Here is a 14,325-nt window from a genome sequence, read left to right on the forward strand (position 1 = left end):
GACTAAATGAACGACATGATTCCTGCTCCGCTCACGGGTGAGACGAGCACGATCCACAGGTTTGCGCAAACGTACCGCGACACAGCCGCGGCGCTTCGCGACGCAGTCGCAGGGTTGTCTGAACTCGAAAATGAGAATGTTTCGATCAGCCTTGCCGTCGACGAGGTGAGAGTCAAGGCAGCTGAGGCGAGCAAGGCTACGAGCAAGGTAGCGACGCGCTATGACGGTGCAGCCGACGTCTACTTCACCTATCAGAACGAGCTATCGCAGGCGCAGTCAAAGGCAGAGCATGCTCGCCTCGCGATCGACGAGAATAATGGCAACGCTCACTATTGGCGCCTCCGCCAGGTGCAATTGCGGGCTCGCGCTATGATCACGCCGAGCCAAGAGCTGCTCGACGACATCACGGAGACGAACGAACGCGTCCAGTCGTTCGCCTCGGAGTACGCGGTGTCCATAGCGTCCTATAACCAAGCAGTGCAGGAAAAAGCCGATGCGGTGGCAAAGGCCATCGCCGGCCTCGATGAGGTGGCACAGACAGCAGGCCTCAACGACGGCTTCTTTGAGGCGATAGCGGGAGTCCTTCAGGTAGTGTACGAACTGGCCCAGACCTATCTGGCGCCGCTGCTAACGAAACTTCGCGAACTTCTTAAGGTCATCAAAGACATTGTCGATCTGTTGTCGTTTATCGTCAGCATTCTGGCCATTTTCATCCCCGCGCTTGGGCCGTTTGCGCTGGCGTTGATACTGACGTCGCTTGCGCTCAGCGCCACCATCTTCCTTCTTTCTCTCGCGCTGTACACGCTCGGGAAGGCATCTCTCGGAACGGTGCTGGCTGACGGCGTCAGCCTGGTAGTGAGCATTGTGACCTCAAAACTCGGCCCTGCAATCAAAGCCGCGGGCCACGCGGCCCGTACGGCCCCGGGCGCCACCGCCACGGTCCGAACAGTGTTTGACGCGATAGTAGACAAGTCCATGGATGCCAGCGAGGGCGCTGTGTTGGGGCTTGCGCAGTCGGGGGCGGATCTCACGATTAGGAACACGCTAGACATCACGATTGACCAATTCCCGAACGAAAACGGCTTACCCGCCGGAACGGATCCGGGTGTAGTGAAATTGGACCACGCAACTTGGGACTTTACGGGGCTCACAGATCCCACCACGGCAAGCGATTGGGCAGTGGAAAAGGCGTTCGGCATCGCAGCCCCAGTTCCGACGTCAGTCATGGGCATCGGCGAGGGCGCAGGAGCCCTCGGCTTCAGCCTTGAGTCGATCCCTGCGGTCCTTGAGGGTGCCGCTGACACGTTCGACCTAGCCTCGAGGCTCGTGAAAGTGGCTGTATCGTGACCGAAACCGGAAACACCATTCCCCATTCCTATGTTCTGCCGATCCCCAACGGGTGGCACGAGATTCCTGCTCCAGGAAGTGGTGCTGATGCCGCTATCCGTTCACTTGCCGAGCGGCTCGCACCACGAAAAGAGTCCGTAGAGCCGCTTCGGTTTGCTCTCGCGGGGGTAGTGGAATTGTCAACAATGTTGAAGCCTGGCCCTCGCCGAAACTATGCACTTGTGGTCGATGCCGACCAAGGAATCGCAGATGCACTGATGAGTATTCGGCTGAGCCGAGTAGCGCCCGAGGCTTTCGGCCAGTATCTGGCGGCGATCGAAAGTTCCACGTCGTTGGATCCCAAGATAGAGACTGTTACTCGAACCGTTACCGAGCTGACGCTTCAAGCGGGGCCTGCGATTCTCCTGAAAGACGTCACTGTTAAGCGCGAGCAAGAGGGATTGATTGCCGGCGCCATCGAGCGGGCACTGCTCTCGGTGTTCGTCAGCGAAGCTCCAGCGATGCTCGAAATTCTTGTCGCTACACGAAACCTCGCCCGCTTTCACGATATCGGTGAATACACTCGGGTTGTCGCCGCTGCCTACGGCCCAGACGGAGCATAAATATGTCGAACACCTCACCGCGCTTTAGTCTTCCTGGTCAGTGGGGCAGAGTTGACCTCGCCACCGAAGCATCGAGCCGCCGCTCGATTCGACGTCTCGTCAACGACGTCGTCGGTAACGTCGATCAACTCGCAACGTTGCGAGCCGACCTTCGAACTCGGTTTCAGGCAGCAGCGGATCCAGCCCGCGAAGGCGGGGCCACATCCATGTTCGTTGCGATTGAGCTGGCCAAAGGAATTCCGTTGCCAGCATGGGCAGTCGTGTTCGAGCCAGAGATTGAGTCCACTGACTTCGACGCGCTCGGTCTCAGCGACCTCAAGACCTTTCTCGAGCAAGGAATCACAACCACTGACCCCGCGGTGACGAGCGCTGATGTTTCTGGGCTGGCGATTCAAGCAGTGCGTCATTCTTGGCGCCGCACCGCGCAGCTCGACCCCTCCAACGAAGACACAAAGACGGAGATGTTGGAGGTCGACTACTGGCTGGCAGCAGCGAACCCCAACCGCATCGCGATGATTACGTTCTCAACCGGCTATGCCGAGTTTGAAGAGCAGATGCTCGCGCTCTTCGACGCAGTGATTTCGACAATTCGGTGGGAGGCCCCTCAACCGCAACCGGTAGCTCACTAACCTGCACCGGCAACGGCGAGAATGAGTTAAGGTTGCCTTTCGACCCGTGTTGAAAGGTTTGCCGCATGAGCGCTGGAGATGAGAACGATTTCATCGTTCCCCCTCCCGGCATGGTGCCCACAAAAACTCCACCGAATCCCACTCAGGCTGAATCAGACCCTAGCGGCGAAGTGATCGAGATGCCTCCCGGAGTCGTCGATTCTGGCACCTATCGAATGCCGCAGCCGCAGGTTGTTTCTCGCCCAAGCCTGGATGACGCACCCGCGTTCTTTCCCGCCAGCACGCTAGGGGCGCCAGCGCCGGAGCCTGCTCCGCCGGCTTCGCAGCACTCCGCGCCTCCTCCCATCGACGACGCGATTTCTCTTGCGGCCCGTGCCATCGATGACAAGTTCAATGACGAGCCCAATGACGCGGTAGACGAAGAGACGCGCTTTGTCGCGGCGCCTCGAGCAACCCTCGCGTGGCAAATCACCCTTGCTGACGGCACCCAACTTTCGCTCCACCGCACTACCCTCCTTGGCCGTGGCCCCGCGATCAACGCACAGTGGCCGGATGCTGCAGTGCTGCCGGTCATCGACCCGCTCAAGTCGGTATCCAAGACGCATGCCGCGCTCCAGGTCACGCCCGACGGAGACCTCGTGGCGCACGATCTACACTCGACGAACGGCGTATTTCTTCAGTATCCGGAGGCTGCGGAGATTGCCGTTAGGCCGGGCGAGGCGGTTCAGGTTCGGCCCGGTTCGCAGCTGAGATTAGGGCAGTTCGTCGTGGCTGTAGACCGCATCTAAGCGCCCGTCAGCGCCCAACGTCTGGGGGTGGCCTCGTGTTGCGGCCGAATGATGAAAGGCCATCAGTGGTCACTGGTGGCGCGGCGTAGACTAGAGAGATTGAGTCGCGCAGTTTTTCGCGCGATCGTTGATTCGAAAGAGGTGCGCTATGGGCAAGACCCTGGCAGAGAAAGTGTGGGATGACCATCTGGTCGTCAAGGGTGCCGATGGCACTCCCGACCTCATCTACATCGACCTTCACCTTGTGCACGAAGTCACGAGCCCTCAAGCATTCGATGGACTTCGGATGGCCGGCCGCCCGGTCCGCCGCCCCGACCTCACTATCGCCACTGAAGATCACAACACCCCGACTCTCGCGATCCACAAGCCGATCGCTGATCTCACGAGTCGCACCCAGATCGAAACTTTGCGCAAGAACGCTAAAGAGTTCGGCGTGCGCTTGCATTCACTCGGCGACATCGAACAGGGCATCGTGCACGTCGTTGGCCCGCAACTTGGTCTCACCATGCCAGGCATCACTGTGGTCTGTGGCGACTCGCACACCAGCACGCACGGCGCATTTGGTGCAATGGCTTTCGGCATCGGCACTAGTGAAGTTGAGCACGTGCTCGCTACTCAAACTCTTCCGCTCAAAGCATTCAAGACGATGGCGATCACCGTGGAGGGTGAACTGCGGCCCGGCGTTACCGCAAAAGACATCATCCTTGCCGTAATTGCGCAGATCGGAACCGGCGGTGGCCAAGGCTACGTGCTCGAATTCCGTGGCAGCGCCATTCGTGCTCTCTCTATGGAGGGCCGCATGACGATCTGCAACATGTCGATTGAGGCTGGTGCCCGCGCCGGAATGATCGCCCCAGACCAGATCACCTACGACTACCTGCAGGGTCGTCCGCACGCACCAGAGGGTACCGACTGGGATGCCGCCGTTGAATACTGGAACACTCTCGCCACCGACGACGACGCTGTCTTCGACGCCGAAGTCTTCCTCGATGCCAACACGCTCGAGCCGTTCGTCACCTGGGGAACCAACCCCGGCCAGGGCGTCTCGCTCAGCGACAACGTTCCGGTTCCTGCCGACATTAGCGACCCCAACGACAGGGCATCCGCAGAACGCGCGATTGAGTACATGGCGCTCGATGCTGGGATGCCGATGAAAGACATCCGAGTGGATGCCGTCTTCATGGGGTCGTGCACTAACAGCCGGATTGAAGACTTGCGTGCATTCGCGTCGATCATTCAGGGCCGCAAGAAAGCGGACCACGTTCGTGTCATGGTTGTGCCGGGCTCCGCTCGCGTGCGCATCGAAGCCGAAGCCGAAGGCATCGACAAGATCGTTGAAGAGTTTGGCGCTGAGTGGCGCTTCGCCGGCTGCTCCATGTGCCTCGGAATGAACCCAGACCAGCTAGCCCCGGGGGAGCGTTGCGCTTCCACCAGTAACCGCAACTTCGAAGGCCGCCAAGGCAAGGGAGGTCGCACGCATCTGGTGTCGCCCCTCGTTGCCGCAGCCACCGCCATCCGCGGAACACTCTCTAGCCCGTGGGACCTCGAAAACAGCCCGCTGCCCGAACAGATGGCGCTCGCCGCAACAACCGCAGAGGAGTCGCGCTAATGGACAAGGTCACCACCGTCAGCGGAATCGCCGTTCCGCTCAAGCGCAGCAATGTCGACACCGACCAGATCATTCCTGCAGAGTTTCTGAAGCGAGTAACGAAGACCGGATTCGACGATGCGTTGTTTTTTGCATGGCGTCAAGATCCCGACTTCATCCTTAACCGCGAGCCATACAGCCACGGCAAAATATTGGTCACCGGTTCCGACTTCGGCACGGGCTCCAGCCGCGAGCACGCGGTGTGGGCACTGCGCGATTACGGCTTTCAGGCAGTTCTCAGTTCCCGTTTTGGCGATATTTTTCGGGGCAACTCAGGAAAGCAGGGTTTGCTCGCAGCCCAGCTAACTGAAGAAGAAATCGAAACAATCTGGGCTCTCATCGACGCCGAGCCCGGTCTTGAGATCACGGTCGATCTCGAAGCTCGCACGGTAACTGCGGGTTCAACGCAGTTCACTTTCGAGATAGATGATTACACTAGGTGGCGTTTGCTTGAGGGGCTCGATGACATCGGCCTCACTCTGAGAAACGAAACAGACATCACGGAGTTCGAAAGCCGCCGAGAATCATGGCGACCTAAGACTTTGCCAGCGAAGTAGAGGTAACGATGAATCCATTGGCTCAAGACTCAACAGCCGCAGCCAAGCGAACCGGATTACTTTCCAACCAGATCATCATCAATGGTGGAAAGCCGCTTCGTGGGCGCATCAACGTTCGCGGCGCAAAAAACCTCGCCACCAAGGCGATGGTTGCGGCTCTGCTCGCAGACACCCCCAGCGTGCTCAAAGATGTTCCGGCCATTAGCGACGTTGGTGTCGTCACCGGAATGCTCGAAGCGTACGGGGTCACTGTCACGGAGACCGGCGACGGCGAGCTCACCCTCGACCCCAAGAATGTTCTCAAGGCACACTTTGCCAAGATCGACGCGCTTGCTGGCTCTAGCCGTATCCCGATTCTCTTCTGCGGACCGCTGCTGCACCGCCTCGGCGAAGCGCTCATTCCCGACCTCGGTGGTTGCCGCATTGGCGACCGTCCCATTGACTTCCACTTGGATGCCCTGCGTGCGTTCGGTGCAGTAGTCGATAAGAGCTATGAAGGTATTCGACTCACGGCTCCCGATGGACTTCACGGTGCCGATATCGACTTGCCATACCCCAGCGTGGGAGCAACCGAACAGGTTCTCCTCACTGCGGTTCTCGCTAAGGGCGTTACCGAGCTCAAGGGTGCGGCTATTGAGCCTGAGATCATGGATCTCATTGCCATCCTGCAAAAGATGGGCGCGATCATCAATGTCGAGCCCAACCGCGTCATCTTCATTGAGGGTGTCGAGAAGCTCAGCGGCTACAACCACCGTGCGCTCTTCGACCGCAACGAGGCCGCAAGTTGGGCATCCGCAGCTCTGGCAACCGGTGGCGATATTTTCGTCGAAGGTGCGAAGCAACAAGAGCTGATGAACTTCTTGAATATCTTCCGCAAAGTCGGGGGAGCATTCGACGTCGCTGAAGACGGCATCCGTTTCTGGCACCCGGGCGGTGCGCTCAAGCCCGTCGTCATTGAGACAGACGTTCACCCCGGTTTCATGACCGACTGGCAGCAGCCATTGATTGTTGCGCTTACTCAGGCTGAGGGGCGATCGGTAGTTCACGAGACTGTCTACGAGAATCGTTTGGGATTTACCTCGGCACTCATCGAGATGGGCGCCGACATTGAGGTCTACGAAGAGGGGCTTGAGTCGGTTAGTCGTCGCGTTCCTCGTCGTCCGCTAGAGCAAGCCGCAGTCATCATCGGGCCAACGCCACTTCATGGTGCCGATGTTGAGATCCCTGACCTTCGCGGCGGGTTCAGCCACCTCATTGCCGCGTTGACCGCCGAAGGCCAGTCAACCGTGAGCAACGTTGGCATCATCGCCCGTGGCTATGAGCACTTTGTTGACAAGCTCGAGTCCCTCGGCGCCGACTTCATTTACGAGGGGTAACGCGCGGTGCCGTCGAGCCCGAAACGGGGAATGCGCGTGAAATCTGAGAAGACGGCTGTTTTTCGGACTCTGGCGTTTCTGATTTTGCCTGCCATGACAGTGATCGCGAAATACAAAATTCACGACGCTCACAATGTGCCCGCGCAGGGAGCTTTCGTTCTCTCGCCCAATCACTACAGCAAGATCGACCCGGTAGTGATTGGTGTCGGTATGTGGAAAATCGGGCGAATGCCGCGCTACATGGCCAAAGCCGCGCTCTTCGATGTTCCGGTTATGGGCTGGTTGCTGAAAAAATCGGGCCAAGTTCCCGTGCAGCGTGCAGCCCAGAGTCGCAGCGGAGCGGATCCGATGAAAGCCGCGCGCCAGATTACCAATCAAGGTCTTGCCGTGGTCGTCTACCCCGAAGGTACGCTGACGCGCGAACCCGACATGTGGCCGATGCGAGGAAAATATGGTGCGGTGCGTACGGCACTCGCCGCCGGGGTCCCCTTGATTCCTTCTGCGAGCTGGGGCGCTCAAGAAATCCTGCCGCGATATTCAAAACGGATTAGTATTTTTCCCCGGAAGACTGTTCATATTATTTTTGGTGAACCCGTAGATTTGTCCGAATTTGAGGGCAAACATCTGGATTCCCGAGTACTCGCTGAGGCTACGGAGAAACTCATGATTGCCATCACCGAACTGCTTGAGGAGCTTCGCGGCGAAACTGCTCCGAAGGTTCGCTACAACCCGGCCGATCACGGTCAGAGTGAGGTTGGCCGTTTTGATCAACGCTAATGTCGATTCCGACCACGCCCCCGCCCGCCGTGTTGCGGTGCTCGGTGCTGGTTCGTGGGGCACAACGTTCTCCAAGATCCTTGCCGATGGCGGCAACGATGTAGCGCTGTGGGCCCGCCGCCCTGAACTCGCTCGTGAAATCTCGCAGTCCAAGCGCAACAGTGACTACTTGCCAGGGATCAACCTGCCACGATCGCTGTGGGCGAGTGACAAGCTGCATGAAGTGCTTGACGGTGCAGAACAGGTTTACCTTTCAGTGCCCAGCCAGTCGCTGCGCGAAAACCTACGCATCGTTCGGGAGTTAATTCCCGAGGATGCCCTCATCGTCTCGCTCATGAAGGGTGTCGAAAAGGGCACCGGAGCACGGATGAGCGAAGTGATCCTGCAGGAACTCGGCGTCGACCCCAGTCGAGTCGCGGTGGCATCCGGCCCCAACTTGGCCTTAGAAATCGCCAAGGAACAGCCGACTGCGGCCGTGATGAGCAGTGCAAGCTTGGAAACAGCCACCACTGTGGCCGTGACGGCCCGCAACCGATACTTCCGTTCCTTTGTGAACACGGATGTCATTGGTACCGAATTTGGCGGCGTGCTGAAGAACCTCATCGCGGTCGCTATCGGCATCGTCGACGGCGTTGGCTACGGCGAGAACACGAAGGCCTCGATCATCACTCGCGGACTCGCCGAAATGACTGATTTTTCGGTCGCTTTTGGGGCGCGAGCAGAAACTCTGGCAGGACTTGCGGGTCTTGGCGACCTCATCGCTACGTGCGAGTCGTCTCTCTCGCGCAACAACACGGCAGGCCGTCTCCTCGGTCAGGGCTATAGCTTCTCTGAAGTAATCAAGCAGATGAATCAGACCGCCGAAGGGCTTTCTTCGGTCGCACCGATTCTCGAACTTGCGCTTTCGAAGGGCGTCGACATGCCGATCGTGAGCCAAGTCGCCGAGGTGCTTGCGGGTACGCTCGCTCCGCGGGATATTGCTCCGCATTTGACGACCGACGATCTTCCACAGGGGGAATAGACATTGACGGACCAGCCCCCGGCGACGGCCAAGTCCCCATTGACAGCCCAGCCCCTGAAAACGGTGGTGTTGCTGTTCGGCGGCCGCTCGTCAGAGCACAGCATCAGTTGTGCGACAGCTGGCGGCGTGCTCTCGGCAATTGATCGCACAAAATATACGGTGATTCCGGTAGGGATCACTCGCGATGGCGCGTTTACGCTTCAGCCTGATGACGCCGATATGTTTACGCTCAACCCCGAGGCGATGCCCGAAGTCGGCGATAACGGCACGCGTATTCACTGGCCAGAAACGGCGCTCTCGCGTCAACTGACAGTCACGGACACCAACGGTGCGACCCGCAGCCTCGGCGACGTCGATGTGGTTTTCCCCATTTTGCATGGACCATTCGGCGAAGATGGCACGATCCAGGGGCTGATAGAACTCACCGGACTGCCCTATGTCGGAAATGGCGTCCTCGCCTCTGCAATGGGCATGAACAAGCATTTTACGAAGCTTGCCCTCGAGGCTGCAGGGGTGGCGGTAGCCCCATGGGTGACCGTGTCAGCGGCACAGTGGGCACGAGAACCGGCGGTCTGGCGCACACGTTCCTCCAGCATCGGCTTCCCCGTTTTCGTGAAACCGGCCCGTGCCGGATCGTCGGTCGGCGTCACGAAAGTAAATGGCCCCGACGAGCTGGATGACGCTTTTGCGACCGCGTTCGCGGAAGACTCCACCGCCTTGGTCGAGCAGGCGATGACGGGGCGAGAGATTGAGTGTGGAGTGCTCTCGGGTCGTGACGGCGCCGAAACTCGCGTCAGTCTTGCCGGTGAGATCGTCGTCACCGGTCGTGATTTCTACGACTTCGAAGCCAAATATCTTGATGTCTCCGCGGCACAACTGATTTGTCCGGCGCCGCTGCACGATGGCGAACTCTGGCAAATGCAACGAACCGCGGCCCGCGCCTTCGAGGCAATCGGTGGGGCAGGACTTGCCCGTGTCGATTTCTTCTTCGATGGCACCGAGTTCGTCGTCAACGAGATCAACACCCTGCCCGGCTTCACCCCGATCTCGATGTTCCCTAAGTGCTGGGCCGCGAGTGGAATGAGCTATCCAGAGCTCATCGACGAGCTCATTGAGCTGGGGCTCGAAACCGTTCGCTAGGCGCTAGGCGCTTGGTCCTACTCGGACTCGGCGTCAGCATCCGCGTCGGGCGCTGGGGCATCTGACAGTTCAAGACAGAAACGGTCAGCAGGGACTTGGCTCACAGCACCGGCGAGGTCGCTGAGTGCTTCGAATCCGGAAACTTCATCGCCATCAATGTCGGGATCGCCGTCGCTGTCAATAATCACCTGCACCGCGGGATCGCGGCCGTATGACGTGAAGACATAGTTCGGGGCATCGCTGTCGTCGCGTAGCCAATCGATGCCGTCGTTGGGCGCTGTGACGCAGGCCAATGCAGCAGTCGGGTCGGGAACGGCTACTCCGCACAGCAACAAAATGCTTGCTGGCTCGCCCCACGCGCCAGTTCCCTGCGCGTTGGTTTCACGCTTATCGAGCCCGGTAACAGCGTCAGGGAGCCGAACGATGACGTCGGCGCATGCAGGGTTCGCCGAATCGGCGGCGGGTTCAAGCGGCACTATCGACGCGCATCCGCCCAGCGTTGCCAACAAAGGAACCATCGCGATTAGGGCGATCATGGGGGTGCGGGTCGTCGTTCTCATCGCCTTCAGGCTACCGTGAGAATATGACGATTGACCGCCAGAGCGAGACCCCTGACACTCTCGGTGGCGTTGGGGAGCTTGCCGCCCTCAAGCGCATCTTTCCTCGCCTGCCGTCTGCTGCGGCAGAGCTACTGGGGCCTGGTGACGATTCTGCTGTCTTGGCAACGCCAGACAAGCGCGTCGTGATCACGACAGACATGATGATCCATGGCCCAGATTTTCGACTCGCGTGGTCTTCTCCCTACGATTTGGGCTGGAAAGCTGCTGCTACGAACCTCTCGGATATCGCCGCAATGGGCGCGGTTCCGACCGGTTTGGTCGTCGCAATTGCGGCGCCAAACGACACCCCGGTTTCGGCACTCGAAGCAATTGCTGACGGACTTCGCGAGGGCTGTGAGGCGCTTGCGCCCGGCAGCGGAGTGATTGGCGGCGACCTCTCTGTGTCGACCGTGCTCACGATTGTGATTACAGCGTTTGGCGACCTTGAGGGTCGTGCCCCCGTTCTGCGTTCCGGCGCCCGTGTTGGCGATGTTGTGGCGGTGTCTGGCACGCTCGGCCTCGCTGCTGAGGGCCTCAGGCTGTTATTCACCGCAGGCATCGTCGACGGAGAACCGGATGCCGCAGCCGCAGCAGCGCTGGCTATGACGCATCCCGATGCTCTCGCCGCCCAACTCCGGCCAGCGCCTCCGATCGCAGATGGCAAGGTCGCCTCACTCGGAGGAGCCACGGCAATGCTTGACCTCAGCGATGGGCTCGCGATTGATGCTCGCCGTATTGCTACGGCCAGCAACGTGGGGTTGGATCTCTCATCCGAAGCAGTAGGTGGCCGGGTGCAGCTCGACGGCGGCGAAGATCATTCGCTGCTCGCGACATTCCCCGAGTCAGCACCGCTGCCAGCAGGGTTCCGCGCTATCGGCCGAGTCGTTGATGGCGAAGGCGTGCTCGTTGACGGTATTGCGTACACCGAGCGTGGCGGTTGGGATCCCTATGCGGGCTGGGACGGTGCCGTCGGCTAGACCCCGGTCGCCTAGACCTCGGTCGGTTGAACCCAGTAGAGCGTGGTGTCGCCGTAGTCTTTGCGGCGATCGAGTTCGAGACCGGCAGGCCACTCGGGCTCGGGGTCGCGTGAGCTGCGTTCGACAATCACGAGCGCGTCGGGGCTGAGCTGGCTCGCGAGCAGCTCGAGTGCCCCGAGCAGTTCGCCATTGCCGAGTTCATAGGGCGGATCGATGAACACAAGATCCCACTGATCACCGGATGTCTCCAAGAAGGTGTGCACGGCACGGGCGGCGGTGAGAATGATTGGCTTTGATCCACGCGGAGCTTTCGCCGCAATGAGGGTGGCGTTTTTGCGGCAGGTGGCGGCGGCGCGAGCGTTGTTCTCCACGAGGGTGACGTGGGGTGCACCGCGGGAGGCGGATTCGAGGCCGAGCGCTCCGGTGCCGGCGTACAGGTCGAGCACGCGGGCGCCGACGATGGCGTCGCGGGCTTCAAGCGCCGAGAAGATGGCTTCGCGCAACCGGTCGCTGGTGGGGCGCGTGCCCGAGCTCGGAACGGCAATGGTGAGGGAGCCGGCGTATCCGGCAATGATGCGTGTCATGGCCTTTCGAGCCTAGCCGTCTGAAGAACGCCGGTGGTCGCGGGTACTCTTCTAGGGTGACCTCGCCCCTTGATCAGAAGCTCAGCGCCGTCTTGGGCGGGCGTACCGCTACCTCGATGCAGCGTGGTCTTGGTCTGCTCACGGTCGGCGATCTGCTGACCCACTATCCGCGTCGTTATGCACGGCGCGGCGAGCTCACGGCGTTGGCCCAGTTGCCGCTGGATGAGGCGGTGACAATCGTCGCTGAGGTGCGCGAGGTGCGTAACCGTCCGATGCGCAACAAGCGTGGCTCCATTCTCGAGGTGTCGATCAGCGATGGCACGGGCATCCTGACTCTCACGTTTTTCAATCAGGCGTGGCGTGCCAATGAGTTGTCACCCGGTGTGCGCGGAATCTTCGCGGGCAAAGTGGGCCAATATCGTGGCACCCGCCAGCTCGCGCATCCTGACTATGAACTTTTTGACCGGGATGCTCTCGAGCTGAAGAAGCCCGAGCAGGCCAAGTCGTGGGCCGAGCAGCCGATCCCCATTTATCCCGCTACGTCTACGGTCGCGAGTTGGCAGATCCAGAAGGCCGTCGAGGTCATCCTCGACACTCTGGGCCCGCTCGATGACCCGGTGCCGGATGCGATTCGACGCGAACGCGAACTGCTGCCGTATGGCAAGGCTCTCGAGCTTGTACACCGCCCCAAGGTCGACGCCGATTGGCGCAGCGCCCGTGACGCGCTTCGCTTCCAAGAGGCGTTTGTCTTGCAGTCTGCACTCTTGCAGCAACGTCAGAAGCAGCGCGAGTCAGAGGCGATTGCGCGCACGGCCGGTCCGTTGCTTGAGGGATTCGATGCGGCGCTGCCATTTACTCTCACGGGTGATCAGCAGACGGTGGGGGAGGAAATCTTTCACGATCTGGCTGCGCCTGTTCCGATGAACCGTCTCGTGCAGGGTGAGGTCGGTTCCGGTAAGACTCTCGTGGCGCTCAGGGCAATGTTGGCGGTTGCGCAGTCGGGCGGCCAATCGGCTTTGCTCGCGCCAACCGAGGTCTTGGCGCATCAACATTTCCGTTCGATCATCCGTACGCTGGGCCCCGATCTCGCGGCCGAACTGCGGCCAACCCTTATCACCGGCCAGTTGCCCACGGCCGAACGCAAGAAGGCTCTCCTCGCGACTGTGTCGGGTGCCTCTCGCATTGTCATCGGCACCCATGCACTCTTGGGCGATGCCGTTACCTTCATTGACCTCGGTCTCGTTGTGGTGGATGAGCAGCACCGCTTTGGGGTTGACCAGCGCGAAGCGCTGCGCCTCAAGGGGGCCAAGCCGCCGCACGTTCTCGTACTCACGGCAACGCCCATCCCGCGGACCGTCGCGATGACGGTGTTTGGTGACCTCGATATTTCGTCGATCGCAGAACTGCCCGCCGGTCGCCAGCCGATTAGCAGCCATGTTGTACCGCTGGCCGAGAAGCCGGGCTGGGTGTCTCGTGTCTGGCAGCGATTGGCCGAAGAGCTCGCTGTCGGCCGTCAGGGCTTCGTGGTGTGCCCGGCCATTGATGCCAAGACTGAAGAACCCGGCAGTGAACCGGCACCGAAAGCATCCGACGATCCGGATGCCGGACCGCCGCGCCCGATTGCCAACGTCACCGAGGTATTGGCGTCGCTCCGCAGCAACGAGGTGCTCGCTGGCAAGCGGATTGAGGCGCTCCACGGCAAGCTCTCGAGCGAGGAGAAAGACGATCTCATGCGCGCTTTTGCCGCGGGGGACATCGATGTTCTTGTGGCAACCACGGTGATCGAAGTCGGCGTCGACGTGCCCAATGCATCGGTGATGGTTGTGCTCGACGCGGATCGCTTCGGCGTATCGCAGCTACACCAGTTGCGTGGTCGTGTTGGTCGAGGTGGCGTTCCGGGGCTGTGCTTGTTTGTGACGGCGGCCGAGGGGGAGTCGCTGGCACGCGAACGGGTTGAGGCTGTGGCATCCACTCTCGACGGTTTCGAACTGGCTAATAAAGATTTGGAGCTTCGCCGTGAAGGTGACGTTCTCGGCGGCGTGCAGTCGGGTGGACGTTCGAGCCTCAAATTGCTGCGAGTCGCTAACGACGGGCAGCTCATTGCGGAAGCACGCGAAGCAGCGCACTCGGTTCTTGCCGCTGACCCGACACTGGCCGAACATGCGGCGCTCGCCGATGCTCTTAAGCGCCGCCTCGACGAGAGCGCTGAAGCCTTCCTCGGCAAGAACTAGTCCCGCGAGGGGTCGAGTCTCGACGCGACCCGCGGAGACCTGACGCGAA

At 60.3% G+C, this 14,325-nt stretch carries 14 protein-coding genes; 12 read left to right on the top strand and 2 right to left on the bottom strand.

Features of this window, described 5'->3' with window-relative positions; genetic code table 11:
- Positions 1–6 precede the first annotated feature (6 nt).
- The 10 genes from FFT87_RS06955 to FFT87_RS07000 all read left to right on the top strand — a co-directional run bounded on the left by FFT87_RS06955 (position 7) and on the right by FFT87_RS07000 (position 9,885).
- Positions 7–1,347 carry a hypothetical protein gene (locus tag FFT87_RS06955; protein ID WP_219950577.1) on the top strand — a complete coding sequence of 447 codons (1,341 nt, stop codon included), beginning with the start codon at positions 7–9 and terminating at the stop codon, positions 1,345–1,347.
- The gene (locus FFT87_RS06960) at positions 1,344–1,949 is read left to right on the top strand and encodes a hypothetical protein (protein ID WP_219950578.1); all 606 of its coding nucleotides are present in this window, start codon (positions 1,344–1,346) and stop codon (positions 1,947–1,949) included. Before FFT87_RS06955 ends, FFT87_RS06960 begins: the two co-directional genes overlap by 4 nt.
- A gap of 2 nt (positions 1,950–1,951) precedes the next feature.
- On the top strand, positions 1,952–2,578 hold the full coding sequence (locus FFT87_RS06965) for a hypothetical protein (protein WP_219950579.1): 627 nt from the start codon (positions 1,952–1,954) through the stop codon (positions 2,576–2,578).
- A 65-nt stretch (positions 2,579–2,643) separates the two neighbouring features.
- Positions 2,644–3,366, top strand: coding sequence for an FHA domain-containing protein (locus FFT87_RS06970; RefSeq protein WP_219950580.1), 723 nt, complete (start codon positions 2,644–2,646; stop codon positions 3,364–3,366).
- A gap of 148 nt (positions 3,367–3,514) precedes the next feature.
- Positions 3,515–4,975 carry a 3-isopropylmalate dehydratase large subunit gene (leuC, locus tag FFT87_RS06975; RefSeq protein ID WP_219950581.1) on the top strand — a complete coding sequence of 487 codons (1,461 nt, stop codon included), beginning with the start codon at positions 3,515–3,517 and terminating at the stop codon, positions 4,973–4,975.
- Entirely contained in the window at positions 4,975–5,571 is a 597-nt protein-coding gene (gene leuD / locus FFT87_RS06980; RefSeq protein WP_219950582.1) for a 3-isopropylmalate dehydratase small subunit, read from the top strand. Before leuC ends, leuD begins: the two co-directional genes overlap by 1 nt.
- Before the next feature lie 8 nt (positions 5,572–5,579).
- Positions 5,580–6,947 (top strand): UDP-N-acetylglucosamine 1-carboxyvinyltransferase, encoded by a 1,368-nt coding sequence (gene murA, locus FFT87_RS06985; protein WP_219950583.1) that lies wholly within the window; start codon positions 5,580–5,582, stop codon positions 6,945–6,947.
- 30 nt (positions 6,948–6,977) lie between these two features.
- Positions 6,978–7,724: a 1-acyl-sn-glycerol-3-phosphate acyltransferase gene (locus tag FFT87_RS06990; protein WP_219950584.1), complete on the top strand. Its 747-nt coding sequence runs from the start codon at positions 6,978–6,980 to the stop codon at positions 7,722–7,724.
- Positions 7,711–8,745 (top strand): NAD(P)H-dependent glycerol-3-phosphate dehydrogenase, encoded by a 1,035-nt coding sequence (locus tag FFT87_RS06995; protein ID WP_219950585.1) that lies wholly within the window; start codon positions 7,711–7,713, stop codon positions 8,743–8,745. Before FFT87_RS06990 ends, FFT87_RS06995 begins: the two co-directional genes overlap by 14 nt.
- A gap of 3 nt (positions 8,746–8,748) precedes the next feature.
- Positions 8,749–9,885 (top strand): D-alanine--D-alanine ligase family protein, encoded by a 1,137-nt coding sequence (locus tag FFT87_RS07000; protein WP_219950586.1) that lies wholly within the window; start codon positions 8,749–8,751, stop codon positions 9,883–9,885.
- 17 nt (positions 9,886–9,902) lie between these two features.
- On the opposite strand, the gene FFT87_RS07005 is transcribed toward FFT87_RS07000, so the two are convergent.
- On the bottom strand, positions 9,903–10,445 hold the full coding sequence (locus FFT87_RS07005; protein ID WP_219950587.1) for a DUF3515 family protein: 543 nt from the start codon (positions 10,443–10,445) through the stop codon (positions 9,903–9,905).
- Between the two features lie 23 nt (positions 10,446–10,468).
- Here FFT87_RS07005 and thiL point away from each other — a divergent pair, with 23 nt between their 5' ends.
- Positions 10,469–11,461 (top strand): thiamine-phosphate kinase, encoded by a 993-nt coding sequence (thiL, locus tag FFT87_RS07010; RefSeq protein WP_219950588.1) that lies wholly within the window; start codon positions 10,469–10,471, stop codon positions 11,459–11,461.
- A gap of 11 nt (positions 11,462–11,472) precedes the next feature.
- Here thiL and rsmD read toward each other — a convergent pair whose 3' ends face one another.
- Complete coding sequence (gene rsmD / locus FFT87_RS07015) at positions 11,473–12,045, bottom strand: 16S rRNA (guanine(966)-N(2))-methyltransferase RsmD (RefSeq protein WP_219950589.1); 573 nt, start codon at positions 12,043–12,045, stop codon at positions 11,473–11,475.
- A 116-nt stretch (positions 12,046–12,161) separates the two neighbouring features.
- Here rsmD and FFT87_RS07020 point away from each other — a divergent pair, with 116 nt between their 5' ends.
- Positions 12,162–14,276: an ATP-dependent DNA helicase RecG gene (locus tag FFT87_RS07020; RefSeq protein WP_255560132.1), complete on the top strand. Its 2,115-nt coding sequence runs from the start codon at positions 12,162–12,164 to the stop codon at positions 14,274–14,276.
- Positions 14,277–14,325 lie beyond the last annotated feature (49 nt).

This window comes from Salinibacterium sp. M195 (assembly GCF_019443965.1).
GTDB lineage: Bacteria > Actinomycetota > Actinomycetes > Actinomycetales > Microbacteriaceae > Rhodoglobus.

Excerpts from the sequence above, each read along its gene's own strand:
- FFT87_RS06970 (WP_219950580.1), top strand. The coding sequence starts at position 2,644 with ATGAGCGCTGGAGATGAGAACGATTTCATCGTTCCCCCTCCCGGCATG.
- FFT87_RS06955 (WP_219950577.1), top strand. The coding sequence starts at position 7 with ATGAACGACATGATTCCTGCTCCGCTCACGGGTGAGACGAGCACGATC.
- leuD (WP_219950582.1), top strand. The coding sequence starts at position 4,975 with ATGGACAAGGTCACCACCGTCAGCGGAATCGCCGTTCCGCTCAAGCGC.
- FFT87_RS07005 (WP_219950587.1), bottom strand. The coding sequence starts at position 10,445 with ATGAGAACGACGACCCGCACCCCCATGATCGCCCTAATCGCGATGGTT.
- thiL (WP_219950588.1), top strand. The coding sequence starts at position 10,469 with ATGACGATTGACCGCCAGAGCGAGACCCCTGACACTCTCGGTGGCGTT.
- leuC (WP_219950581.1), top strand. The coding sequence starts at position 3,515 with ATGGGCAAGACCCTGGCAGAGAAAGTGTGGGATGACCATCTGGTCGTC.
- FFT87_RS06965 (WP_219950579.1), top strand. The coding sequence starts at position 1,952 with ATGTCGAACACCTCACCGCGCTTTAGTCTTCCTGGTCAGTGGGGCAGA.
- FFT87_RS06990 (WP_219950584.1), top strand. The coding sequence starts at position 6,978 with ATGCGCGTGAAATCTGAGAAGACGGCTGTTTTTCGGACTCTGGCGTTT.
- murA (WP_219950583.1), top strand. The coding sequence starts at position 5,580 with ATGAATCCATTGGCTCAAGACTCAACAGCCGCAGCCAAGCGAACCGGA.
- FFT87_RS07020 (WP_255560132.1), top strand. The coding sequence starts at position 12,162 with ATGCAGCGTGGTCTTGGTCTGCTCACGGTCGGCGATCTGCTGACCCAC.
- rsmD (WP_219950589.1), bottom strand. The coding sequence starts at position 12,045 with ATGACACGCATCATTGCCGGATACGCCGGCTCCCTCACCATTGCCGTT.